Source organism: uncultured Brevundimonas sp. (genome assembly GCF_963977465.1).
Taxonomy (GTDB): Bacteria; Pseudomonadota; Alphaproteobacteria; order Caulobacterales; family Caulobacteraceae; genus Brevundimonas.
Window position 1 is genome coordinate 128,255 of sequence record NZ_CAXBOQ010000005.1, and the last position, 21,005, is coordinate 149,259.

Below are 21,005 nucleotides of genomic sequence, written 5' to 3' on the forward strand. Positions count from 1 at the left end.
TACTCAATAAAAAAGCGGCTGGCCGTCCCCGGGCCGCCGCTGTGAACGACGCCGTTGGACGCCGGTCTAACGATGTGGGAGGCGGTATAGATGGCCTTTCTGACAAATGCAAAGTGGCAGACGCTGATCCGTCGATTGTTTGCCGTGGCCGGGTTTGCCGGGCTGATGGCGCTTTGCGCCCAGGTCGCGGTGCCGATGGTTCCGGTTCCGATGACGCTACAGACTTTCGCCGTCCTGCTGGCCGGGGCGGTGCTGGGTGGAGGTTGGGGCGCTGTGGCGGTCCTGATTTATCTGGCGCTCGCGGCGCTCGGCCTGCCGGTGCTGTCGGACGGAGCCGGGGGCTGGCAGCGTTTCGCGGGTCCGACAGCCGGCTATCTGATCGCCTTCCCGACCGCGGCCTTCGTCGCCGGGAGCTTGGCCCGCCGGCCGATGTTCGCCGCCCCCGCGGCCGGCGTCGCCCTGATGATCGGGGCGCATCTGCTGATTCTCGGACTCGGCACCGGCTGGCTGGCAACCCGGATCGGGGTGTCGGCGGCGATAGCGGCGGGCTTGACGCCCTTCCTTGTCGGAGCCGTGGTCAAGTCGATCGCGGTGGTGGCCGGTGCCGCCGTCCTGCACCGGACGTCGTGGTTCAGGCGCGGCTGAATTCCAGGAAGATGGGGGCAGTGTCGCCCAGCTTCTTTTCCTCATAGCGGGTCACGACATGGTCGGCGGGCGGGGTCATGGCCCGTTGCGGCCAGTCGCCCTCGCCCACTTCAATCTCGGTCAGGCCGGGGGTGCGCTGCAGCCGCTCCAGCGCCCAGTCGGCATAGTCGGCCCAGTCAGTGACGAACCGCACCCGCCCGCCGGGTTTCAGCACCCGGGCGATGACCGCGGCGGTTTCATCATTCAACAGGCGGCGCTTGTTGTGGCGCACCTTGTGCCAGGGGTCGGGGAACAGGATCATGACCCGGTCCAGCGACGCATCGGGCAGGGCGTCCAGCACATCGCGGGCATCGTCGGCGTGCAGCCGGACATTCTTCAGGCCACGATCATCGATATGGCGCAGGGCCGAGGCCACCCCATTGAGGAACGGCTCACAGCCGATCATCAGGGTGTCCGGATGCCGGGCGGCCTGTTCGGCCAGATGTTCGCCGCCGCCGAAACCGATCTCCAGCCAGACCGCCCTCGCACCGGGCATCAGGGCGTCGGGGTCGAGCGGGCCTGTCTTGGGATCGGGTACGACGATGTCCGGCAGCAGGGTGTCGAACAGGGCCGCCTGACGCGGCTTGATCGCGCGCGACTTGATGCGCCCGAAGGAGCGCAGCGGACGGTCGATGAATGGGTTGTCGGGGTCGGAGGACATGGGCGGCCTATAGCGCCCCCGCCCCGCGAAGGGGAGGGGCGCCTGGCGCTGGTGCTAGACCAGTGCCTTGAGGCGATCGACCAGATCGGTCTTTTCCCAGCTGAAGCCGCCGTCGGCGTCCGGCTCGCGACCGAAATGGCCATAGGCGGCGGTGCGGGCATAGATAGGCCGGTTCAGGCCCAGGTGCTCGCGGATGGCGCGGGGCGTGGCTCCGCCGATCATTTCCGGCAGGGCTGTTTCCAGCGCCGCCTCAGCGATCTTGCCGGTGCCGTGCAGGTCGACGTGGACCGACAGCGGCTTGGACACGCCGATGGCATAGCTGATCTGGATGGTGCAGCGGTCGGCCAGGCCGGCGGCGACGACGTTCTTGGCCAGGTAGCGGCAGGCATAGGCGGCCGAACGGTCGACCTTGGTCGGATCCTTGCCCGAGAAGGCCCCGCCGCCGTGTGGAGCCGCGCCGCCGTAGGTGTCGACGATGATCTTGCGCCCGGTCACCCCGGCGTCACCATCGGGTCCGCCGATCTCGAAGATGCCGGTCGGATTGATGTGCCATTCAGTGGCGTCGTCGGTAAAGCCTTCCGGCAGAACCGCGAGAATGTGCGGCTTGACGATGGCCGCGACCTCTCCGGCCGACAGTCCCGCCGCGTGTTGGGTCGACAGCACGATCGAGGTGGCGCGCACGGGCACGCCGTTCTCGTACAGGATGGTGACCTGGCTCTTCGCGTCGGGCTCCAGCTTCGAGCCGCCGGCGTGGCGCACTTCGGCCAGACGTTTGAGGATGTTGTGGCTGTATTGCAGGGTGGCTGGCATCAATTCGGGGGTCTCGTTCGAGGCATAGCCGAACATGATGCCCTGGTCGCCGGCCCCTTCATCCTTGTTGCCGGCGGCGTCGACGCCGACGGCGATGTCGGCCGACTGGCCATGCAGGCGGTTGATGAATTCAAACGTCTCCCAGTGGAAGCCGGTCTGTTCATAGCCGATGTCGCGCACGGCGGCGCGGACGGCGTCCTCGATCTCTTTCTCGACGCCGGGGGCCCACTGGCCGTCCTTGCCCATGATGCCGTTGCCGCGGATCTCGCCGGCCAGCACCACCAGATTGGTCGTGGTCAGGGTCTCGCAGGCCACCCGGGCCTCGGGGTCCTTGGTCAGGAACAGGTCGACGACGGTGTCGGAAATGCGGTCCGCGACCTTGTCGGGATGGCCCTCGGAAACGCTTTCGGAGGTGAAGAGGAAAGAGGAACGGGACAAGCAAGGGCTCCTGGCCGGGGGGATCCATCGGGGAATCCGGCAAACATATAAAGATATGCTTATATGTTCAAGCGCGCTGGAGTTAAGGCTTCGGCTGGCGCGGCGGCGGACGGCGGCGCCTCCAGACTGCGGAAGCGCTGGCGGGGGTCTCGCCGGCCAGGATACGCTCCAGTACACCGCCCAGCAGGCAGTAGAGACCCAGGACGCCGAGGACCATGATGGCGACAATCCCGGACCGGGTGCTGAAGCCCGGAACCAGCATCGCGCCGACATAGACCAGCATGACCATGACCTGGAGGGCCGAGGCCACCAACGGCCACCAACGTTCCCGCTTCAAGGCCAGCCACACCACTCCGATCAGGAAGGTGAGATCGATCAGGGCTGGAGCCAACAGCGGGTTGCCGATCTGGATATGCTGGGTCAGGCGACCGAGAATATACAGGCACAGGTACAGGGCTACGCCCGCCCGTTCGGTATGCCCACCCCCCAGCCAGGCCAGGGGGAAGACCACCAGGATGGAGACCAAAAAGAAGGCCGGAAGCGGGTCCATGAAGGTTCAGTCCGGTTCGGCGAGCGACCTCTACCGTCAGGGTGATGCGGGATCGATCGGATGAGTGGCTTGGGTGACACTAAGGTCAATCTCGCTGACCTGGTGCTGATAGCGAACCAGCATTTCGAAGACACCGACCAGCATCACGGTGCCGAACACGATGATGAGTCCGATGATCAGCAGACGGAGCGCCCAGCCGCCGGGTGGGGGTCTGTAGCCGAGGCGCCGACCTGAGCCAGGACCCAGGCCGTGCTCAGCACCTGGGCCAGCAGGTCCGGCGGTGTCGTCGAGCTCGCGTCCGAGCGCAGGCCGTCCAGCAAGTGGCTGCGCAGCATCTCGAGCTGGCGTGTCTGATCGAACTGACCGAGGGCCGTTTCCAGGTCGTCCCAGGTCCAATGCGGCAGGGGTTGTGTCATCGGGGGCATGGTGGATTTCCGTTGGTGTCGACGCATCAAGCGCCGGCCCTGGAAATTCGTCCATGGGGTCCTTCGTAGCCGTTGGTACCTTTGGTTCCAGAAGGGCCAGGGCCGCCTTGCGCCGGTTGACCCCCAGGCGCTGGCAGGCGGCGTGGACGTGCTTTTTCACCGTCGCTTCGGACAAGCCCAGTTCGGCGGCGATTTCCTTGTCGGTCCGGAATGTCGTCAGGCGCAGGCATTCTTCCTGACGCGCGGTCAACGAGGACAAAATCAATCGCCTATCGGAATGCAAGCCAAGGGGGTCAGCCGGTTCATGATATGGACCGGACCGAGCGGGAGGGGAAGATCGATGTGCGGCTAGTCGTGGCGATCAACCAGCCCTAGGGCGTCGGAACGACTACGGATAACTGCGTAGCATTCACACGCCTCGACCTCAAGGCCGGCCGGGTCCAGAATCGTCACCTGACCACGACTGTAGCCGATCAAACCCTTCTGCTTGAGTCGGTTGGCCACGCCGCTGATCGTGGTGCGCTGGACCCCCACCATGACCGCGAGATAGGTCTGGGTCAGGGGGAACTCCGACGCGCCGATGCGATCCATCGTCATCAGCAGCCAGCGCGCCAGCCGGGCGGGTGCCTCGTGCAGGGCGTTGCAGGCCACGCCCTGCCCCGCCTCGACCTGACTCGCCTGAAGACGCTGGAGTAGCAGATTCAACAGGGCGGGGCTGATGAGCGCCCGCGCCTTCAGGGCGTCTGCGGGCAGGGTGATCAATCCGCCGGCGATCTGGGCGAACAGACGCTCGTTCGAAGGTTCGCCGGTCAGACACGCCAGTCCGCCGCCGAGCCCTTCGGTTCCGAGCGTGGAGACCTCACACTGACGTCCGTCCTGCAGAACGATGACGCTCGAGAGGACCGCACTGCTGGGAAAATAGACCTGGGTGACCTGCGTGTTCTCAGCGATCAGGATCTGCCCGCGTGACACGCAGATTTCGCGCAGATGTGGTCGCAGGGCGACAATATCTTCTTCCTTGATAGATGAAAGTACGCGGTTTCGAAAACGCACGATGAACTGACCCCATCAAAGAGATCGCTGGAACTACAAGAAATTGATATTCAGGGACAGCCATACTTTTGTCGGCTCAGAAACCGACAAATAAATACGCAGCCTGACGTTGATGATTATTTACCAGACATTTTATGTCTGATTGCCAACATTTATTTGAAGCACGTGACAAGCACCGGCACGCATCACCTCAAGGCGATGCGATCGATGGGATTGCGGCCCCTACTCAGGATCTAGTCGGCGCAGTAGCGCGATCAAATTATCTGTCTGCTTTCCGCTGAGGTCAACAAGCGCATTTTCAGCAAGGGCGAACCGGCGCGAAATCAGTTGGTCGACCAGGTCCTGACCTTTTTGGGTCAGCGCTGCCTTCGAGCGCCGTCGGTCTTCCGCATCTTCGGACCGGCTGATCAGCGACTGTCGCTCGAGTCGTCCGAGACAGGCCGTCATCGCGCCAGACGTGAGCAGGACGCTCTGCTGCAACTGTGTGGGCGTCCGGGCGTAGGGCGGGCCGGCGCGGCGGAGCGTCGCGATCACGTCGAAGTCGGAATAGGACAATCCGTAGGGTCGAAGCATGGCCGAAACCTCATCCTGATAGGCCCGGCCCAGACGGATGATGCGACCCACAACCTGCATGGCACCGGTGCGCAGGGCGGGGTTCTCCCGGTGCCAGTCCGCAACCAGCGCATCGACCCGGTCGGTCGCGAGAGTCTTCTTCATTGGCACGCTCAATCCGGCATAGCCCCGGAGGGCCATCTGACAGGGGGGTTATCTTCACATGAAGATAGTTGTTGACTCAGAAACCTTCATATGAAGATAAATCAGCTGAAAACCAAGGGGGCTGGCAATGGCGACGGACATTATTCTGGGCAATGCGGGGTGGTTGGCACCGGGCCGGCTTCGCTGGCTGAAAGCCCTCAGCTGGATGCTGGTTCTGGCGGTCCTGTGCATATTGGCGTTCAATGTCGCCGCCGATGCCACCCTGCGCCTCTCCGCCATGACGTCGGGCAGCGTGTTCACCTCGCGCGCCGAGGCCCCGACCGGCGCGCGGCTGCTCGCTGTACTCGTCGGTTCGGTCGGGATGCTGGCCATCTATGCCTTGGCCGTCCGCGTCGTCGAACGCCGCCAGATCCCTGAACTCGGACTTCGCCGCATGCTCCCCGACCTTGCGGGCGGGACCGCCATCGGCGGACTGCTCATCGCCGCGATCATCGGCATCCTGTGGGCCGCCGGCTGGGTCACCGTGGTCTCGACGCCGATTACGGAGGTCGCCGAGTCCCTGAAGCAATCCGTGCAATCGGGGGTGATCGAGGAAGTGCTGATGCGGATCATCATCTTCCGCCTGCTTTGGCGCGCCGTCGGCGTGCTTCCCGCCCTCATCGTCACCGCCCTGCTGTTTTCCGGGCTTCACCTGTCAAATCCCGACGCGACCGTCTTTTCAGCCCTGTGTCTGCTCGCCGGCGAGGGAATCGGCACCGGACTCTATCTGCTGACCGGCCGGGTCTGGATGTCGATCGGCATGCACGCGGGCTGGAATTTTGCCCAAGGCTGGCTCTTTGGCGGCGCGGTTTCGGGCCTGGATGTTTTCGCCGGTGGCCCCCTGCTGACCCGTCCGGTTGAGGGTGTCGCAGCGACGCTGAGTGGGGGCGGTTTTGGTCCTGAGTCCTCATGGGCGGCGCTGATCATATCGCTTCTGGCGAGCCTGGTGCTGCTTGGCCTGTCATGGAAAAGAGGGCGATTCATACCGGTGGCGGACCGGTGACGGGTGTTCTCTTACCGGACCGGCAGAACTGACACGTTAGAAGCCTCCCAGCCCGGACCCATGCGGCTTCCCGGCTCACGGCCCGTCCGCCGCTCGCCTGCCGGCTTCCTACCTAGAGTGCCATTGGAGTGGTGGTGCCGCTTAGGTGACTCGAACACCTGACCCCCGCATTACGAATGCGATGCTCTACCAGCTGAGCTAAAGCGGCCTCAGTGCGCGGACGACGGGGCCCGGCGCGAGGAGCGCTGTTTATACGGGCCGGACGGGGTTGCCAAGCGCCGCGAGCAGCGAGTCTTCGGTCGGACGGGCCGCGATACGGATTTCGGCGAAGCCGGCCTGCGCCAGCGGCGCGGCGGCGGCGGCTGAAATCGCCACCAGCAGGCGATTTCGGCCGTCGGCCGGGGTCAGGCTGGCCGCCAGGGACCGGGCCGCACGCGGCGAGTGTATCAGCACGACATCAAGGTTTTCGGGTACGGAAACGTCGGTATCGACGGCGGCATAGAGGGCCACGGTGCGCACTGCCACCCGTCCGGCGAGTTGCCCGGTCAGGTCGCCCGCCGGCTCGCGTGCGCCCGGGGCCAGGATCAGGCCACCGTCCGCGGGCCAGGCGGCGGCGATCAGGGCGACGAGATCGTCCAGCGCCCCGCCGGCCGAACGCACCCGGGCAAAACCGCAGGCCCGGGTCGCGTCGGCAGTGGCGTCGCCGACGGCGAAAACCGGCCAGTCGCGACGCCCGGTCCGGGCGGCGAAGGCGGCGACGCCATTGCGGCTGGTGAAGGCCAAGCCGGCCACATCGCTCAGGTCGAGGGGCGTGTCGAGCGGCACCAGGGCGATGACCGGCGCGCTGATCGGGGTGAAGCCCCGCGCCGTCAGGACCGCTGCCGTGCGTTCGGTCCCGGGACAGGCCCGGGTGATCCAGACGCGGGGGCCGGCCTCGTCTGCCCCGGCCATGGTCAGAGGTCGATCCGCTGGTCGCCGGCGGCGTCATGGATCTGGCGGCCGACGGCCAGGCCCATGGCGTGGGCAGCCGGGACGACGTCGGCGGCGGTGATGTCGCCCAGCTCCCCGGATCGCCGCCAGCGGGCCGAACCGTCGGGGCTGAGCAGTTCGGCGGTCAACAGCAATCGGCCGTCGGCCCGGGTGGCATGGGCCCCGATGGCCGAGCGGCACGAGCCCTCCAGCGCCGTCATGGCCCCGCGTTCGGCGGCCACGGCCAGGGCAGTCAAGGGGTGGTCGAGGGCCGCGACCCAGGCGGCTGCGGTCTCGCCGGCGCGGGTCTGCAGGGCCAGGGCCCCCTGGCCCGGGGCAGGCAGGAATTGGTCGAGCGACAGGCGCTCGCGAATGACCCCGGCGCGGCCGAGGCGGTTGAGGCCGGCTGTGGCCAGCAGGATGGCGTCGAAATCGCCCTCAGCCAGCCGGCGCAATCGGGTATCAACATTGCCGCGCAACATCTCGATACGCAGGTCCGGGCGCAGGGCCAGGGCCTGGGCCTGGCGGCGCAGGCTGGCGGTGCCCAGCCGGGCCCCTTCGGGCAGGTCGGCGAAGGAGGCGAAGGCCTCGCTGATGAAGGCGTCGCGCGAGTCCTCGCGCTCGGGCACGGCCGCGATACACAGGCCGGGTGGCTGTTCGGCCGGGACATCCTTCATCGAATGGACGGCGACGTCGACACGGCCATCGATCAGGGCCTCCTCGATCTCCTTGGTGAACAGCGCCTTGCCGCCGATCTCGAGCAGGCGACGGTCCTGGATCCGGTCGCCGGTCGTCACGATCTCGACCAGGGGCACGGCGCTGGCGATCTCGGCCTCGGGCACGCCCATGGCGGCGGCGATGGCGCGCTGCATCATGCCTGACTGCGTCATGGCCAGGGCGGAACGTCGGGTGCCGATACGGATCGGGAAGGTCATGAGGCGTTGCGCACGGGGGAAGGGGTCGTTAGCTGGACCCGATGAACATGGTGGCGGACTATAGCAGCGAGGCAGGGCGGGCAACCGAACCGGCACGGACGCTGACCGTGCTGGGTCTGGAAACCAGCTGTGACGAGACCGCCGCCGCCGTGGTGCGGCTGGATCCGGACGGCACTGCCACGGTTCTGTCCTCAGTGGTGCACAGCCAGATCGACGACCATGCGGCCTTCGGCGGGGTCGTGCCCGAGATCGCCGCGCGCAGCCATGTCGAGATGATCGCCGGGGTGACCGGCCGGGCCATGACCGAGGCGGGCCTCGGCTATGACGGCCTCGACGGGGTCGCGGCCACGGCCGGGCCCGGCCTGGTCGGTGGGGTCATGGTCGGCCTGGGCTTCGGCAAGGCCGTCGCCTTGGCGCGGGGCCTGCCGCTGGTGGCGGTCAATCATCTGGAGGGTCATGCGGTGTCGGCGCGGTTGGGGCGCAACCTGGCCTATCCCTTCCTGCTGCTGCTGGCCTCGGGCGGCCACTGCCAGTTGCTGGAGGTGCGCGGCATCGGCGACATGAGCCGGCTGGGCTCGACCATCGACGACGCCGCCGGTGAGGCCTTCGACAAGATCGCCAAGGCCCTGGGGCTTGGCTATCCCGGCGGCCCGGCGCTGGAACGGCTGGCCGAGACCGGCGACGGCAGCCGCTTCGACCTGCCGCGGGCCCTGCTGGGGCGCAAGGACTGCGACTTTTCCTTTTCCGGGCTGAAGACGGCGGCCTCGCGCCTCGCTCAAACCTGCGAGACCGATCAGGACCGGGCCGATCTGGCCGATGCGGTCCAGAGCGCCATCGCCCGCCAACTGGCCGAACGTTCGCACCGGGCCATGCAGGACTGGATCGACAGCCACGGCACCGCGGCGACCCGGCCGATGTTTGTGGTCGCCGGCGGGGTGGCGGCCAACCGGACGGTGCGGGCCGTGCTGGAAGCGGCGGCGGCGAAGAACGGCTTTGATTTTCTGGCCCCGCCGATGGCCTATTGCACCGACAACGCGGCGATGATCGCCCTGGCCGGGGCGGAACGCCTGCAGCAGGGTCTCGTTTCGGATATCGATACGGCAGCGCGCCCGCGATGGCCGCTGGATGAAAACAAGGCGCTCAGCGACCCGATGCACAAGCCGGGTCGCAAGGGGGCCAAGGCCTAGGGAAACGATCGATGGAATTTCGTACCGCAGGGGTGATCGGCGCCGGTGCCTGGGGCACCGCCCTGGCCCAGGTAACTGGCTGGGCCGGGCTGGACACCCTGTTGCACGCGCGCGAATCCGAGGTGGTCGACAGTATCCGCGACCACCAGGTCAATGAGGCCTTCCTGCCGGGCGTCACCCTCGACGACCATGTGAAGGTGACTGGCGATCTGGCCGACCTGGGGGCGTGTGACGTGATCCTGGCCGTGCCTCCGGCGCAATATATGCGGGCCACTCTCGCGGCCTTCGCCCCCTTCCACCGTGCCGGTGTGCCGGTGGTGCTGTGCGCCAAGGGCATCGAACGTGGCTCGCTGAAGCTGATGACCGAGGTCCTGGCCGAGACCCTGCCTAACGCCCCGGCGGCGGTGCTGTCAGGCCCAAGCTTCGCCGGAGAGGTCGCTCGCGGCCTGCCCAGTGCGGTGACCCTGGCCTGCGCCGACGAGGCTCTCGGTCAGAAGCTGATGGTGGCCCTGTCGGCCCCGACCTTCCGGCCTTATCTGGCCACCGACCTGATCGGGGCCGAGGTCGGGGGGGCGATCAAGAATGTGCTGGCCATCGCCTGCGGTATCAGTGAGGGCCGGGGTCTGGGGCGCAGCGCCCATGCGGCCCTGATCACCCGCGGCTTTGCCGAGATGACCCGGCTGGGCGTAGCCATGGGCGGTCGGCCGGAGACGGTGGCGGGCCTGTGCGGGCTCGGTGATCTGGTGCTTACCTGCTCCAGTCCGCAGTCGCGCAACATGAGCCTGGGTCTGGCCCTGGGTCAGGGCCAGACCGTCGAACAGGCGCTGGACGGCAAACGGTCGGTGGCTGAAGGCTATGAAAGCGCCCCCGCTGTGCGCCAACTGGCGGCGAAGCTGGGCGTGGAGATGCCGATCTCGGAAGCGGTCGCCGCCCTGCTGAACGGCGAAACCACGGTGGACGCGATGATCGGCAATCTGCTGTCGCGCCCGCTGAAGGTCGAGCGGCACTGATGGACGCGGCAATTCCGGTTGATCGCAAACGGGTCTGGAAGACGCCGCCCGGCGTGACCCTGTGTGCCGAGACGGACATCGCCGATCCCGGGTCGCGCGGCTTCGTGCTGCAGATCGGCGAGGCGTATTTCCATGGCTTCGTCGTGCGAAAACAGGGACAGGTGGCCGGCTATGTCGACCGCTGTCCGCACCAAGGTCATCCGCTGGCGATCGAACTGGACCGCTATCTGACGCCGGACGGCGATCTGATCCTGTGCGGCTGGCACGGAGCGGTGTTCACGCCCCTGACCGGGGCCTGTGTCGGTGGTCCCTGCGCCGGGGCGAAATTGACGCCGTGGCCGGTTGTGGCCGACGGCGGCGTTGTCCGGACGGCTTGAGCCGGCCGGTCTAGCGCTTCAACCGTTTGGCATTGGCCACAGCCGTGCGGTGGATCGGATCCAGCGCCTGGGCCTGGGCCTTGAGCAGCTCGGTATTCAGGGTCAGCATCTGGCCGGTGGCCCGGCCCCACCAGCCGACCGCATAATTGTATTGCAGGGTGGCGAGGGCTGCCGGATCGCTGGCGCTGGCCATGGCCGAGGCCGCACGGCTGGCCAGGTGCATCTCATTGGCGGCGGACCGGGTCATCCGGTCGGACAGGTCGCCGAAATTGCGGGTCACCGTCGAGGCTGAGGCCGACATGGCCTCAACCTTTTCCGAACTCATCAGAGCCATTTCCGCGAGGTCGGTCCTGGCTGGATCCGCCATGCCGGCGGCCATGATTTCGAGCCGAGCCGAGATGACCTCGCCCGAGGCCTGCAGCATCTCGCCGCCCGCGACGGCCGTGTCGGCGGCGGACTGGTTGTTGCTGGCCAGGCGTCGGCCGTTGCGGGCCGCCTTCTTGATATGAGTCATGGCCGAGCCTTGGGCCGCATTCGTGTCCGGGGCAAGGCCCGGCACGGTCTAGGGCAGGACCTCGGCCGAGAAGTCCGCCACGTCCTTGAGCAGGGCGGTGACTGAGGCGTCGATGATGCGTTGGCCCTTTTCCGGACTCGCCTGGGCCGGGTCCGAGCCGATGCGGCCGTCGGGGAAGCGGGCGCGGTAGTCCAGGGCGTCGCGGATCGGGCCGACCGGAGCGATCTTGGGTGAATAGTCGGCGGTCTTGATGCGGTCCGGATAGGCGGCCTGGGTCACGGCGATCTCGGACGGGGTGGCGTGCATGCCGTGGCCGACCGGGAAGATCGAGCTGCACAGGCTGTGGACGCCGGGCAGGTCCCACCAATTCTTCAGCTTCAGGATGAAGGGTGGCTGCTCCTCGACGAAGCTCCACTCGGCATAGATCTCGGCGAAGGTCGCCTCGATGGTGGCGACATTGCCGCCGTGACCGTTGAGGAAATAGATGCGCTCGAAGCCGTGCCGGCTCAGCGACGAAACCCAGTCGGTAATGGCGGCCATGAAGGTCGAGGGGCGCAGGCTGATGGTGCCGGCGAAGGCGAGATGATGCTGGGCCATGCCGATGTTGAAAGTCGGGGCCACGATCAGGCTGTCGTCGGTCTTCTCGGCCGCGTTGGCGATGATCTCGGGGCACAGCCAGTCGGTGCCCAGCAGGCCGGTCGGGCCATGCTGTTCGTTCGATCCGATCGGCACCACGATCGTCTTGGTCGTCTTCAGACGAGCGTCGATTTCGGGCCAGGACGACAGATGGATCAGCATGGGTGGCAACTCCGGTACAGGGGACTGGCCCGCCTCCTACGCCGATCCGGGCCTGTCGCCAATCCGTAGTGGACGCGATCGGATCAGTCCGGCGTGAAGGCGCGGATGAAGCGGCGTGCGGTCTCGCGGGCCCGTTCGGGAATCCGATCGCCGTCCGGATGTTTGACCCCGAGCAGGGTGCGCAGATGGCTGTGGCCCAGCGCCATGCCCGAGAACATCTCGGCCGCGAGATCGGGATCGGGCACGCGCAGCAGGCCGCGCCGGTTCTGGTCCGCCAGCCAGGCCGACAGGCGACGCAGGCTCTCGCCGGGGCCGCTGTCATAGATGGCCCCGGCGATGTCGGGAGCCTTGGGCGAGACCATGGCGAGGCCGCGCAGCGACGCTCCCGCCTCGCCGTGGACGATCTTCTCCAGCAGGGCATAGGCATAGGCCGTCAGCACGGTCTCGGGATCGCCCTCGGAGCGCAGCGGTGCAGTGACCGCGTCGGAGCGCCGTGCGGCCAGGGCCCGGGCGATGTCCAGCTTGGAGCCAAAGCGGTTGTAGAGCGTCTGCTTCGACACCCCGGCGCGACGGGCGATCTCGTCCATGGTCGCGGCCGTCCCCTTTTCCCCGAACAGGTCGGTGGCGGCGTCGAGGATGGCCTCGCTCTTGCGGGGGTCGATCTGGCCGACGGCGCGGGACATCAGTGGGCCTCCAGGGGCGGTGTGCCCGCGGGCGTCTTCACCGGCCGGGCGAACAGGGTGACGACAGCGGCGACGGCGCAGGCGATGGCCAGCATGGCGAAGGCGTCACCGAAGGCCAGGGTGGTGGCCTGTCGCTGCAGCATACCCCAGACCGCCTTCAGGGCCGCACCGTCCGGGTCGATCGAGCCGGCGAACCGCTGACTCATCCCGGCCAGCATGGCCTGCATCTGCACATTGGACTGGCTGATCCGGTCGGTCAGCTCGCCCATGTGCACGGCCGTATTGGTGGTCAGGGAGGTGTTGAGGAAGGCCAGGCCGAAGGCCCCGCCGACGTTGCGTGACAGATTGACCAGACCGGAGGCGTTCTTGACCATGTGATCGGGCAGGGTCGACATCGTCACCTGCTGGGCGGCGATCATGGCCAGCATGACCCCGGCCCCGCGCATGGCCTGGACCCCGGCAAACTCCCAGTAGCCCCATTCCGCGGTCAGGGCCCGGGCGTCCCACATGCCCCAGGCGCACATGATGAAGCCGACGAACATCAGGATGCGCAGGTCCAGCTTGCGCACCAGCCGGCCGGCGAAGGGGGCGGTGAGGAACATGGCCAGGCCCGACACCACCATGGTGGTGCCGACCTCCGAGGGCGAATAGTCGAGCACCCGTCCGAGGAACAGCGGCAGCAGGAAGGTGCCGCCGAACAGGGCCGCGCCGACAATGAAGGTCATGATGACGCCGACGGTGAAATTGCGGTTGGCGAAGGCGCGCAGCTCGACGATCGGATTGTAGTAGGTCAGCGAGCGCCAGATGAAGGCCGGGCCGGTAACGGCGGCGACGACGGCGAGCGCCAGGATGGCGGTGTCGGCGAACCAGTCATTCTTCGAGCCCTCCTCGAGCACGAACTGCATGCTCATCAGGAAGACGGCCATCAGGCCGAGTCCGAACCAGTCGAACCCCTTGGCCAGCGAGAGATCACCCTTGTCGAAATTGGCGTAGCGACCGACCAGGAACAGCACCAGCAGGCCCGGCACCACATTGATGAAGAACAGCCAGCGCCAGCTGAGCCATTCGGTCAGGTGGCCACCAAGGGTCGGGCCGACGGTCGGGGCCAGAGTCACGATCAACCCCATGACCACACTGGCGGTGACCCGTTTGTCGGGCGGGAAGGCGGTGAAGGCGACGGCGAAAACGGTCGGGATCATGGCCCCGCCGACGAAGCCCTGAAGCGCCCGAAACAGGATCATCATGTCGATCGAGGTCGACAGGCCGGTGGCCACGCTCATCACCAGGAAGCCGGTGCAGGAAACCAGAAAGACCTTCTGCGTGCCCCACAGCCGCGACAGATAGCCGGACAGCGGGATCATCACGACCTCGGGGATCAGATAGGCGGTCTGGATCCAGCTGATCTCGTCGGCCGAGGCCCCGATGCCGGCCTGGATCTGCGGAAGCGAGGCTGCGACGATCTGGATGTCGAGGATGGCCATGAACTGGCCGATCACCATCCCGGCGAAACCGAGCAGCAGGAAGGTCCAGTTGATCTCGGGGGCGGCGGTCCCGGACGTGGGGGTCGGTATGGTGCCGCCGCTGGCGGCCGCGGTCATTTGCGGACGGCCGGAACGGTCATCATCTCGGCCAGACGCGGCTCATCGCTGCCGACCTGGGCGAAGCTGGGTCCGCCGGCGCTCCTGAGGTCGACGCGAACCTCGACCGACAGGCCGGGGCGCAGGGCTGTGGCCCCGTAGCCGGCCCGCTCGACGACGATGCGCACCGGCACTCGCTGGGTGACCTTGGTGAAGTTTCCGGTGGCGTTCTCGACCGGGATCAGGGCGAATTCAGAGCCGGTCGCGGGCGCGAAGCTGTCGATCCGGCCGCGGATTGGCTGGCCCGGAAAGGCGTCGGCGGTGATTTCGACGGTCTGGCCCAGACGCAGGCGGTCCAGCTGGGTTTCCTTGAAATTGGCCACGACAAAGGTGTCGCCCAGCGGCACGATCGACAGCATCTGGGCCCCCGGATTGACGTACTGGCCAGCGCGTACGCCGCGCGCCCCGACCACGCCGCCGACCGGTGCGCGGATGATGGTGCGGTCCAGGGCGGTGCGAGCCTGGTCGACGGCGGCGCGGGCCTGTTCGACGGCGGCGACACTCTGCTGGCGGGTCGAGCCCAGCACGGCGGCGGTGCGCTGTTCGGCGATGAGGGCGGCCTGGGCCTGGGCCACGGCGGCCTGGGCCGTGACGGCACCGGCCTGTTCGGTCTGGATACGCTGCTGCGACACCCAGCCCTGTTCGGCCAGCTTGCCGTAACGGTCGACCTGCGCGCGGGCCAGACCAGCCAGGGCCTGGGCCTGGGTCACGCCGGCGGCGCGCGAGGCGATCATCGCCTGTTCCTGGGCGGCGCGGGCGTCGACGTTGCCGACGGCGGCGATCAGGGCCTGCAGATTGGCCTCGGCCTCGGCCAATTTGGCGCGGGCGTCGGCGTCATCCAGCCGGACCAGGATCTGGCCGGGCGTGACGCGTTGATTGTCGGCGACCAGCACCTCGATGACATAACCGCTGACCTGGGGGCTGACGAGGGTGGTGTCGGCCTGGACGAAGGCGTTGTCGGTGGTTTCCCAGCGCTGGTTGCCCAGCCACCAGATCGTGCCGCCGACGATGACGGCGAGGCCGACAATCACGGCGACGATCAGCGGAAGACGCTGTTTGAGGGTGGTGGAAACGGTCATGGACAACTCGGAATCTGGTCGGGGCCGGGGAGGCTGATCGCTAAAATGGACTACAACGTCTAAAAATCAATAACGCTGTGTGCGCCGCATCAAACACATCATGTTTCAGCATCCGTCGCCGGGCCCGGCTTGACCCGGCCGGCGAGGACGGCGAAGGCCTTGGCCATGGCCGAGCCGAAACCCCGCACCCGCAAACCGGTATCTCGGGCTCCGGCGTCCGGGGCCGTCGTCTTCCCGCCCGATCCCGACCGGGTCGAGGCCATCTTTGCGCGGCTGGCGGCGATCATGCCCGAGCCGAAAACCGAGCTGCATTTCCACGATGCCTATACGCTGACGGTGGCCGTGGCCCTGTCAGCCCAGGCCACGGATGTCGCGGTCAACAAGGCCACTGACAAGCTGTTCGCCGTCGCGGACACGCCGGCGAAGATGCTGGCCTTGGGCGAGGCGGGGCTGACGCCCTACATCGCCTCGATTGGTCTGTACCGGAACAAGGCCAGAAACGTCGTCGCCTTGAGCCGGATCGTGCTGGAGCAGCATGGCGGGGTGGTGCCGCTGAACCGCACCGACCTGCAGGCCTTGCCCGGCGTGGGACGCAAGACCGCCAGCGTGGTCCTCAATGAGCTGGGCATCGAACCCGCTATCGCCGTCGACACCCATGTGTTCCGGGTCTCGCACCGGCTGGGTCTGGCCAATGCCGCCACCCCGGACAAGGTCGAGGCCCAGCTGCACCGGATCGTGCCCGAGGCGTATCTGGCCAAGGCCCACCACTGGCTGATCCTGCACGGCCGCTACACCTGCACGGCGCGCAAGCCCAACTGCGGCGGCTGCCCCGTCGCGGATCTGTGTCCGTCGCGGGCGGGGCTGATGTCGGTCGGGTGACGGTGTCCTCAGGTCCCCGGGATCAGAGTCGCGCCTTCACTGCCCGGGCGAGGCCCACCCCGGCGTCGGGAGCGTGGTCAAGATAGAGGTCAGGCTCGATCAGTTCGGCCTCCATCAGCAGCCAGTTTCCGTCGGCGTCGGGCACCATGTCGATACGCGCATACAGCAGGGGCTCGTCGATCGCCGCCAGTACCTGTCGGGCCAGGGCCATGGCCCCGGCGGGCGGATCGGCCACCGGCGTATAGAGACCGCCGAACTGGACCTGAATCCGGAAGTCGCCGCCGACCGGACGCTTGTTGACCGCGTGGCTGAAGGCACCGCCGAAGAACAGCAGGGAGGTCTCGCCCACAGTTTCGATGGTCGGCAGATAGGGCTGGATCATCGCCGACCCCTCGGGCACTTCGCCGAGAGGCTGGCCCGGCGACAGGCGCAGTGTCCGCCACGCCCCGCCGGAGACAGTCGGCTTGACGATCAGCTGGTCGGCCCCGGTGTCGGTGAAGGCGGCGGCGACCGTGTCGGCGGTAACCCGGTCGCTCCAGATGGTTTCGGGTATCGACACGCCGCGTTCGGTAAGGCGGGCGAGGTAGGACTTGTCCGAATTCCACGCCAGCACCGACGCTGGATTGGCCAGCGGCAGCCCTGCCGCCGTCCAGGTCGCGCAGGCCTCAAGCCAGCGCCGGTGGTCGCGGTGATAGCCCCAGACAATCATCGGCAGGATCAGTGGAAACCCGGCCAGACCCGCAGCATCGTCGATGTGGTCGGTCCACGGCGTGGCCACGGCCTCGATCCCTTCCAGCGCCAGAGCCGCCGCCAGCCGGTTGCGGACACCGGGCCACTGGCTGGCGTAGGAGAGATCGGCGGGGTCGGGGGTCAGGACGGCGATACGGGTCATGGGGCGTTTCCTGACCCGAAAAGGCCCGACCCCGCAACCGTCCCGGCTGGCCAATTCGGAGCGTGGCCGCTAAGGGGCGGGCCATGACCCAGACAAACACCTCCGCTACGACCGCCGCCCGCTTCGACGTCTGCGCCGTCGGCAATGCCATCGTCGATGTTCTTGCCCCGTGCTCACCGGAGTTTCTCCGCGCTCAGGGCCTGGCCCCCGGCTCGATGTCGCTGGTCGACGAGGCCCAGAGCGCGGCCCTGTATGACGCGATGGCCGCCGGGGTCGAAGCCTCTGGCGGATCGGCCGGTAATACGGTCGCGGGCGTCGGTTCGTTCGGCGGGCGCGCCGCCTATCTGGGCAAGGTCGCTGACGACACCCTGGGTCAGGTCTTCACTCATGACATCCGTGCCGCCGGCGTGGCCTTCGACACCCCGGCCCTGACCGGCGGTGCCGGCACCGGCCGCTGCCTGATCAATGTCACCCCGGACGCCCAGCGCACCATGTCGACCTTCCTCGGTGCGGCCAACCAGCTGACGGTGGCCGACATTGATGCGGCGGTGATCGCCGACAGCGCCATCCTGTATCTGGAAGGCTATCTGTTCGACCCGGCCCCGGCCCGCGCCGCCTTTGTGGCCGCGGCCGAAGCCGCCCACGCCGCCGGACGCAAGGTCGCCATCACCCTGTCGGATTCGTTCGTCGTCGGACGCTGGCGCGTCGAGCTGCTGGCCTTCATTGAGGCCTCGGCCGACATCGTCCTGGCCAATGAGAGCGAACTGCTGGCCCTGTTCGAAACCGACGATTTCGAGGCCGCGGCGGCCCGTCTGGCCGCGATCGTCGAGGTCGCGGCCATCACGCGCAGCGCCGACGGTTCGGTCATCGTGCGTGGCGACGACCGGGTCGCGGTCAAGGCCGCGCCGGTCGGCAAGGTGATCGACACCACCGGTGCCGGTGACCAGTATGCGGCCGGCTTCCTGCTGGGCCTGGCGCGCGGCCTGACCCTGGCCGAGGCCGGGGCCCTGGGCTCGCTGGCCGCGGCCGAGGTCATCGCGCACTGGGGTCCGCGCCCGATGGTGTCGCTGGAAAGTCTGGCTACCGAGGCAGGGCTGAAGCTGGAAGCCTAACCCGGCCGTTTCAGCGTCACATACAGAGCCCCGTCGCCACCGTGGTGGCGGGCCGCAGCGGCATAGCCCGAGACCACGCCGCGCAGGGCTGGGCCGGTCAGCCATTCATGTACCGAGCCGCGGATCACCCCGGTGCCGCCGCGTCGCCCCTGTCCGGTGATCACCAGCACCGCGCGATAGCCGCGTGCCTGGGCCGTGGTCAGGAAGGCGGTCAGGGCATCCTGGGCCTGGAAGCGGCCATAGCCGTGCAGGTCGATGCGGGCCTCGATCGGATCGCGTTCGCGTGACAGGCGCCGCTGCCGTCGCGGCTCCAGCGATTCCGGCACGCCCCGGGTCGCGGACGGTCGGACCGCGCCGGGCGGAGTCGCCGCCGGAGCCACCGGCCGCGGGGCCGGTCTGGGCATCGGTCGGGGCGGGGCCGGCGTCGTGGCGGGATCCGCGACCGGACCGGCGACGGCGATGCGCGGAGCCTTGACCGGTTTGGCCGGGCTGACCGAACCGGTGACCCGGGTCCAGATGCGCCGGTCCTCGGGAGTCAGGTCGCCGCCGCGTCGCGTGGCCATCAGGCGTCGTCGTCGTCGTCGTCGAACGCGTGGACCGCATCCTGCGGGCCCGGCTCATAGACGACCAGATCGCCCGGCTGGCAGTTCAGCTCACGGCACAGGGCGTCCAGCGTGGTGAAACGAACGGCGCGCGCCTTGCCGGTCTTGAGGATCGACAGATTGGCCAGGGTGACGCCCACGCGATCGGCCAGCTCGGTTAACGACATGCGCCGTTCGAGGAGGATGCGATCAAGCTGGATGCGGATAGCCATGAGGTCCTCCTACCTGCCGCGTGCCGTGGCGAAAAGTGCATAGCGTGTGAAGCGTGCGGCCATGTCAGATCGTCAGTTCGGATTCGCGACGCAGACGGGCACCCTCACGGAACACCTCGGCCAGGACGAAGACAACGAGGACGGAGAAGGCCGGGGTCAACAGGTCGGTGAAGCCCTGGGCATCCATGATGCCGGGGGCCAGGCGGTCGGCCACCAGGCCCTGGGCCAGCCATTTGCCGCCAGTGACCACGGCCAGGGTCAGGCCGATCTGGCGCAGACGGCGCACATTGGGGGGCTGGAACGGATCGCCCAGCGTCAGGGTGCGGAAGATCATCCGCAGATTACGCAGGATCAGCATGAAACTGCCGAAAAAGGCGGCGAAGGCCCCGACCCCGAAGATCAGCAAAGGGCGGGTCAGCGGTTGCTGCAGGCCGCCGGAATCGTCGGACACAGTGAGATTGAGGTTGGCGAAAGGAATGAAGACCGCGACGACCAGGCCGATGATCAGGCCGCCGGTGATGATGCCCAGCAGGACATAGGCGACGTCCAGCGCGATTTTCAGCAGGCTGGAGACCGAGCCCGGTCCGAGGGTTTTCAGATTGGGGGCGCGCAGCCCATTGTCGGGCAGACGGGGCAGGTGGAACCCGAGAGATGAGAACTTCGGGCGGCGCATGAGGTAGACCTCAGGTCGGGGGAGGGGCGCGATTACCGCGTGAGGTCCGACTGACTCTCACGCGGTTTAATCTTCGCGGGCTTTGGCGACGACGTCAAAGCGACGGCGATCAAAATGCCTGAACCAGGCAGGCGACCAGGGCGGTCGGCAGGGCGGCCAGCAGGGCAGCGTTGACGATCGCGTGGCCGACCTTTTCCATCCACAAAGAGGCGCTCATGGTATCCATCGTCTATCTCCATCTGTTCGGTGGGGGTCGTTTTTGCCCCTCATCCGGTTAACCGCTGCAAGTCTGTTGCTCTTGTTGGCAATCAGGGGAACGGTGCGGCTGCCGTTCTTGAGGATCATAGATAGGCCGTGCGTGTCGGGAAGTCATGTTACATATCGTTTAACGATATTAAACTTTGGCAAGGAATTGTTGCGAGGGCGTGATCAGAATGAATCTCAAATTAATCAAGGGAATGCGGCTGGTCGCGGCCACGCATAACCCCGGCAAGGCGCGCGAGATCGCCGCCCTGCTGGACGGAAATTACGAAATCGTCACGGCCGGAGCGCTGAACGTGCCCGAACCGGACGAGACCGAGAGCAGTTTTGCCGGCAATGCCATGCTGAAGGCCCGGCATGCGGCGGCTTTTTCCGGTCAGGTCAGCCTGGCCGACGACTCGGGACTGTCGGTGACGGCGCTGGACGGGGCTCCGGGCATCTTCTCGGCGCGATGGGCCGGTCCGGACAAGGATTTCACCCAGGCCATGGCCAAGGTTGAGGCGCGGCTGGAGGAGGTCGGGTCCCGGGATCGCAGCGCCTGGTTCACCTCGGCCCTGGCCGTGGCCTGGCCGAACGGCCCCTGTGTCGTGGTCGAGGGCCGGATCGACGGCCAGCTGACCTTCCCGCCGCGCGGCGAGCGGGGCTTCGGCTATGACCCGATCTTCGTTCCCGACGGCCACGAGATGACCTTCGGCGAGATGGACCCCGCAGCCAAGGACGCCATTAGCCACCGGGCCCGGGCTTTCGAACTATTGAAGGCGGCGCTGATTGACTGACGCCCCGCCCGCCACCGGCTCGGACGGCG

General features: G+C 67.3%; 26 protein-coding genes and 1 tRNA gene. 8 read left to right on the plus strand and 19 right to left on the minus strand.

The genetic code is table 11. The features are described from left to right. Positions 1 to 90 precede the first annotated feature (90 nt). Positions 91 to 645, plus strand: a complete 555-nt coding sequence (locus AAC067_RS11735; protein ID WP_339932721.1) for a biotin transporter BioY — start codon at positions 91 to 93, stop codon at positions 643 to 645. Here AAC067_RS11735 and trmB read toward each other — a convergent pair. From trmB to AAC067_RS11770, 7 genes are all read right to left on the minus strand, one after another. Continuing rightward, the gene (gene trmB / locus AAC067_RS11740) at positions 632 to 1,345 is read right to left on the minus strand and encodes a tRNA (guanosine(46)-N7)-methyltransferase TrmB (protein ID WP_339932722.1); all 714 of its coding nucleotides are present in this window, start codon (positions 1,343 to 1,345) and stop codon (positions 632 to 634) included. The two genes, AAC067_RS11735 and trmB, sit on opposite strands and share 14 nt — an antisense overlap. A gap of 54 nt (positions 1,346 to 1,399) precedes the next feature. Continuing rightward, positions 1,400 to 2,593: a methionine adenosyltransferase gene (gene metK / locus AAC067_RS11745; RefSeq protein WP_339932724.1), complete on the minus strand. Its 1,194-nt coding sequence runs from the start codon at positions 2,591 to 2,593 to the stop codon at positions 1,400 to 1,402. A gap of 82 nt (positions 2,594 to 2,675) precedes the next feature. Further along, complete coding sequence (locus AAC067_RS11750; protein WP_339932726.1) at positions 2,676 to 3,143, minus strand: hypothetical protein; 468 nt, start codon at positions 3,141 to 3,143, stop codon at positions 2,676 to 2,678. 36 nt (positions 3,144 to 3,179) lie between these two features. Beyond that, the gene (locus AAC067_RS11755) at positions 3,180 to 3,302 is read right to left on the minus strand and encodes a hypothetical protein (protein ID WP_339932728.1); all 123 of its coding nucleotides are present in this window, start codon (positions 3,300 to 3,302) and stop codon (positions 3,180 to 3,182) included. 17 nt (positions 3,303 to 3,319) lie between these two features. Continuing rightward, complete coding sequence (locus AAC067_RS11760) at positions 3,320 to 3,568, minus strand: hypothetical protein (protein WP_339932730.1); 249 nt, start codon at positions 3,566 to 3,568, stop codon at positions 3,320 to 3,322. A 348-nt stretch (positions 3,569 to 3,916) separates the two neighbouring features. Beyond that, positions 3,917 to 4,540, minus strand: coding sequence for a Crp/Fnr family transcriptional regulator (locus tag AAC067_RS11765; protein WP_339932732.1), 624 nt, complete (start codon positions 4,538 to 4,540; stop codon positions 3,917 to 3,919). Between the two features lie 303 nt (positions 4,541 to 4,843). Then, the gene (locus AAC067_RS11770) at positions 4,844 to 5,338 is read right to left on the minus strand and encodes a MarR family transcriptional regulator (protein WP_339932734.1); all 495 of its coding nucleotides are present in this window, start codon (positions 5,336 to 5,338) and stop codon (positions 4,844 to 4,846) included. Between the two features lie 127 nt (positions 5,339 to 5,465). Here AAC067_RS11770 and AAC067_RS11775 point away from each other — a divergent pair, with 127 nt between their 5' ends. After that, positions 5,466 to 6,380, plus strand: a complete 915-nt coding sequence (locus AAC067_RS11775; protein WP_339932736.1) for a CPBP family intramembrane glutamic endopeptidase — start codon at positions 5,466 to 5,468, stop codon at positions 6,378 to 6,380. A gap of 132 nt (positions 6,381 to 6,512) precedes the next feature. Here AAC067_RS11775 and AAC067_RS11780 read toward each other — a convergent pair. The 3 genes from AAC067_RS11780 to hemC all read right to left on the minus strand — a co-directional run bounded on the left by AAC067_RS11780 (position 6,513) and on the right by hemC (position 8,284). Next, positions 6,513 to 6,588, minus strand: a tRNA-Thr gene (locus AAC067_RS11780). Between the two features lie 41 nt (positions 6,589 to 6,629). Continuing rightward, positions 6,630 to 7,331 carry a uroporphyrinogen-III synthase gene (locus AAC067_RS11785; RefSeq protein ID WP_339932738.1) on the minus strand — a complete coding sequence of 234 codons (702 nt, stop codon included), beginning with the start codon at positions 7,329 to 7,331 and terminating at the stop codon, positions 6,630 to 6,632. A gap of 2 nt (positions 7,332 to 7,333) precedes the next feature. Beyond that, positions 7,334 to 8,284, minus strand: a complete 951-nt coding sequence (hemC, locus tag AAC067_RS11790) for a hydroxymethylbilane synthase (protein WP_339932740.1) — start codon at positions 8,282 to 8,284, stop codon at positions 7,334 to 7,336. 47 nt (positions 8,285 to 8,331) lie between these two features. On the opposite strand from hemC, the gene tsaD reads away from it, so the two are divergent. Genes tsaD through AAC067_RS11805 form a run of 3 tightly spaced genes read left to right on the plus strand, consistent with a single transcriptional unit; the run spans position 8,332 to position 10,858 of the window. Beyond that, positions 8,332 to 9,471, plus strand: coding sequence for a tRNA (adenosine(37)-N6)-threonylcarbamoyltransferase complex transferase subunit TsaD (tsaD, locus tag AAC067_RS11795; protein WP_339933187.1), 1,140 nt, complete (start codon positions 8,332 to 8,334; stop codon positions 9,469 to 9,471). An 11-nt stretch (positions 9,472 to 9,482) separates the two neighbouring features. Then, the gene (locus tag AAC067_RS11800; RefSeq protein WP_339932742.1) at positions 9,483 to 10,481 is read left to right on the plus strand and encodes an NAD(P)H-dependent glycerol-3-phosphate dehydrogenase; all 999 of its coding nucleotides are present in this window, start codon (positions 9,483 to 9,485) and stop codon (positions 10,479 to 10,481) included. After that, positions 10,481 to 10,858: a Rieske (2Fe-2S) protein gene (locus tag AAC067_RS11805; RefSeq protein WP_339932744.1), complete on the plus strand. Its 378-nt coding sequence runs from the start codon at positions 10,481 to 10,483 to the stop codon at positions 10,856 to 10,858. Before AAC067_RS11800 ends, AAC067_RS11805 begins: the two co-directional genes overlap by 1 nt. 10 nt (positions 10,859 to 10,868) lie before the next feature. On the opposite strand, the gene AAC067_RS11810 is transcribed toward AAC067_RS11805, so the two are convergent. The 5 genes from AAC067_RS11810 to AAC067_RS11830 all read right to left on the minus strand — a co-directional run bounded on the left by AAC067_RS11810 (position 10,869) and on the right by AAC067_RS11830 (position 15,569). Next, complete coding sequence (locus AAC067_RS11810; protein ID WP_339932746.1) at positions 10,869 to 11,372, minus strand: phasin family protein; 504 nt, start codon at positions 11,370 to 11,372, stop codon at positions 10,869 to 10,871. 48 nt (positions 11,373 to 11,420) lie between these two features. Next, positions 11,421 to 12,170 carry a creatininase family protein gene (locus AAC067_RS11815; RefSeq protein WP_339932748.1) on the minus strand — a complete coding sequence of 250 codons (750 nt, stop codon included), beginning with the start codon at positions 12,168 to 12,170 and terminating at the stop codon, positions 11,421 to 11,423. An 83-nt stretch (positions 12,171 to 12,253) separates the two neighbouring features. Next, on the minus strand, positions 12,254 to 12,853 hold the full coding sequence (locus AAC067_RS11820) for a TetR/AcrR family transcriptional regulator (protein ID WP_339932750.1): 600 nt from the start codon (positions 12,851 to 12,853) through the stop codon (positions 12,254 to 12,256). After that, a complete protein-coding gene (locus AAC067_RS11825; protein WP_339932752.1) occupies positions 12,853 to 14,451 on the minus strand; it encodes a DHA2 family efflux MFS transporter permease subunit in 1,599 nt (532 codons plus the stop codon). The genes AAC067_RS11820 and AAC067_RS11825 overlap by 1 nt, the downstream gene beginning before the upstream one ends. Beyond that, positions 14,448 to 15,569, minus strand: a complete 1,122-nt coding sequence (locus tag AAC067_RS11830) for an HlyD family secretion protein (RefSeq protein WP_339932754.1) — start codon at positions 15,567 to 15,569, stop codon at positions 14,448 to 14,450. The genes AAC067_RS11825 and AAC067_RS11830 overlap by 4 nt, the downstream gene beginning before the upstream one ends. 165 nt (positions 15,570 to 15,734) lie before the next feature. Between AAC067_RS11830 and nth the strand changes: the two genes are divergently transcribed. After that, positions 15,735 to 16,448: an endonuclease III gene (gene nth, locus AAC067_RS11835; protein WP_339932756.1), complete on the plus strand. Its 714-nt coding sequence runs from the start codon at positions 15,735 to 15,737 to the stop codon at positions 16,446 to 16,448. 22 nt (positions 16,449 to 16,470) lie between these two features. Here the strand turns inward: nth and AAC067_RS11840 are convergent, their stop codons facing one another. Further along, on the minus strand, positions 16,471 to 17,340 hold the full coding sequence (locus AAC067_RS11840) for a transporter (protein ID WP_339932758.1): 870 nt from the start codon (positions 17,338 to 17,340) through the stop codon (positions 16,471 to 16,473). 83 nt (positions 17,341 to 17,423) lie between these two features. Between AAC067_RS11840 and AAC067_RS11845 the strand changes: the two genes are divergently transcribed. Next, positions 17,424 to 18,452: an adenosine kinase gene (locus AAC067_RS11845; protein ID WP_339932760.1), complete on the plus strand. Its 1,029-nt coding sequence runs from the start codon at positions 17,424 to 17,426 to the stop codon at positions 18,450 to 18,452. Here the strand turns inward: AAC067_RS11845 and AAC067_RS11850 are convergent. The 3 genes from AAC067_RS11850 to AAC067_RS11860 form a co-directional block, all read right to left on the minus strand. Then, on the minus strand, positions 18,449 to 19,015 hold the full coding sequence (locus tag AAC067_RS11850) for a Smr/MutS family protein (RefSeq protein WP_339932762.1): 567 nt from the start codon (positions 19,013 to 19,015) through the stop codon (positions 18,449 to 18,451). The two genes, AAC067_RS11845 and AAC067_RS11850, sit on opposite strands and share 4 nt — an antisense overlap. Continuing rightward, the gene (locus AAC067_RS11855) at positions 19,015 to 19,266 is read right to left on the minus strand and encodes a helix-turn-helix transcriptional regulator (RefSeq protein ID WP_339932764.1); all 252 of its coding nucleotides are present in this window, start codon (positions 19,264 to 19,266) and stop codon (positions 19,015 to 19,017) included. The genes AAC067_RS11850 and AAC067_RS11855 overlap by 1 nt, the downstream gene beginning before the upstream one ends. A 64-nt stretch (positions 19,267 to 19,330) precedes the next feature. After that, entirely contained in the window at positions 19,331 to 19,939 is a 609-nt protein-coding gene (locus AAC067_RS11860) for a DUF2975 domain-containing protein (protein ID WP_339932766.1), read from the minus strand. A 434-nt stretch (positions 19,940 to 20,373) separates the two neighbouring features. On the opposite strand from AAC067_RS11860, the gene rdgB reads away from it, so the two are divergent. After that, complete coding sequence (rdgB, locus tag AAC067_RS11865) at positions 20,374 to 20,976, plus strand: RdgB/HAM1 family non-canonical purine NTP pyrophosphatase (RefSeq protein ID WP_339932768.1); 603 nt, start codon at positions 20,374 to 20,376, stop codon at positions 20,974 to 20,976. The last annotated feature ends 29 nt before the right edge of the window (positions 20,977 to 21,005 follow it).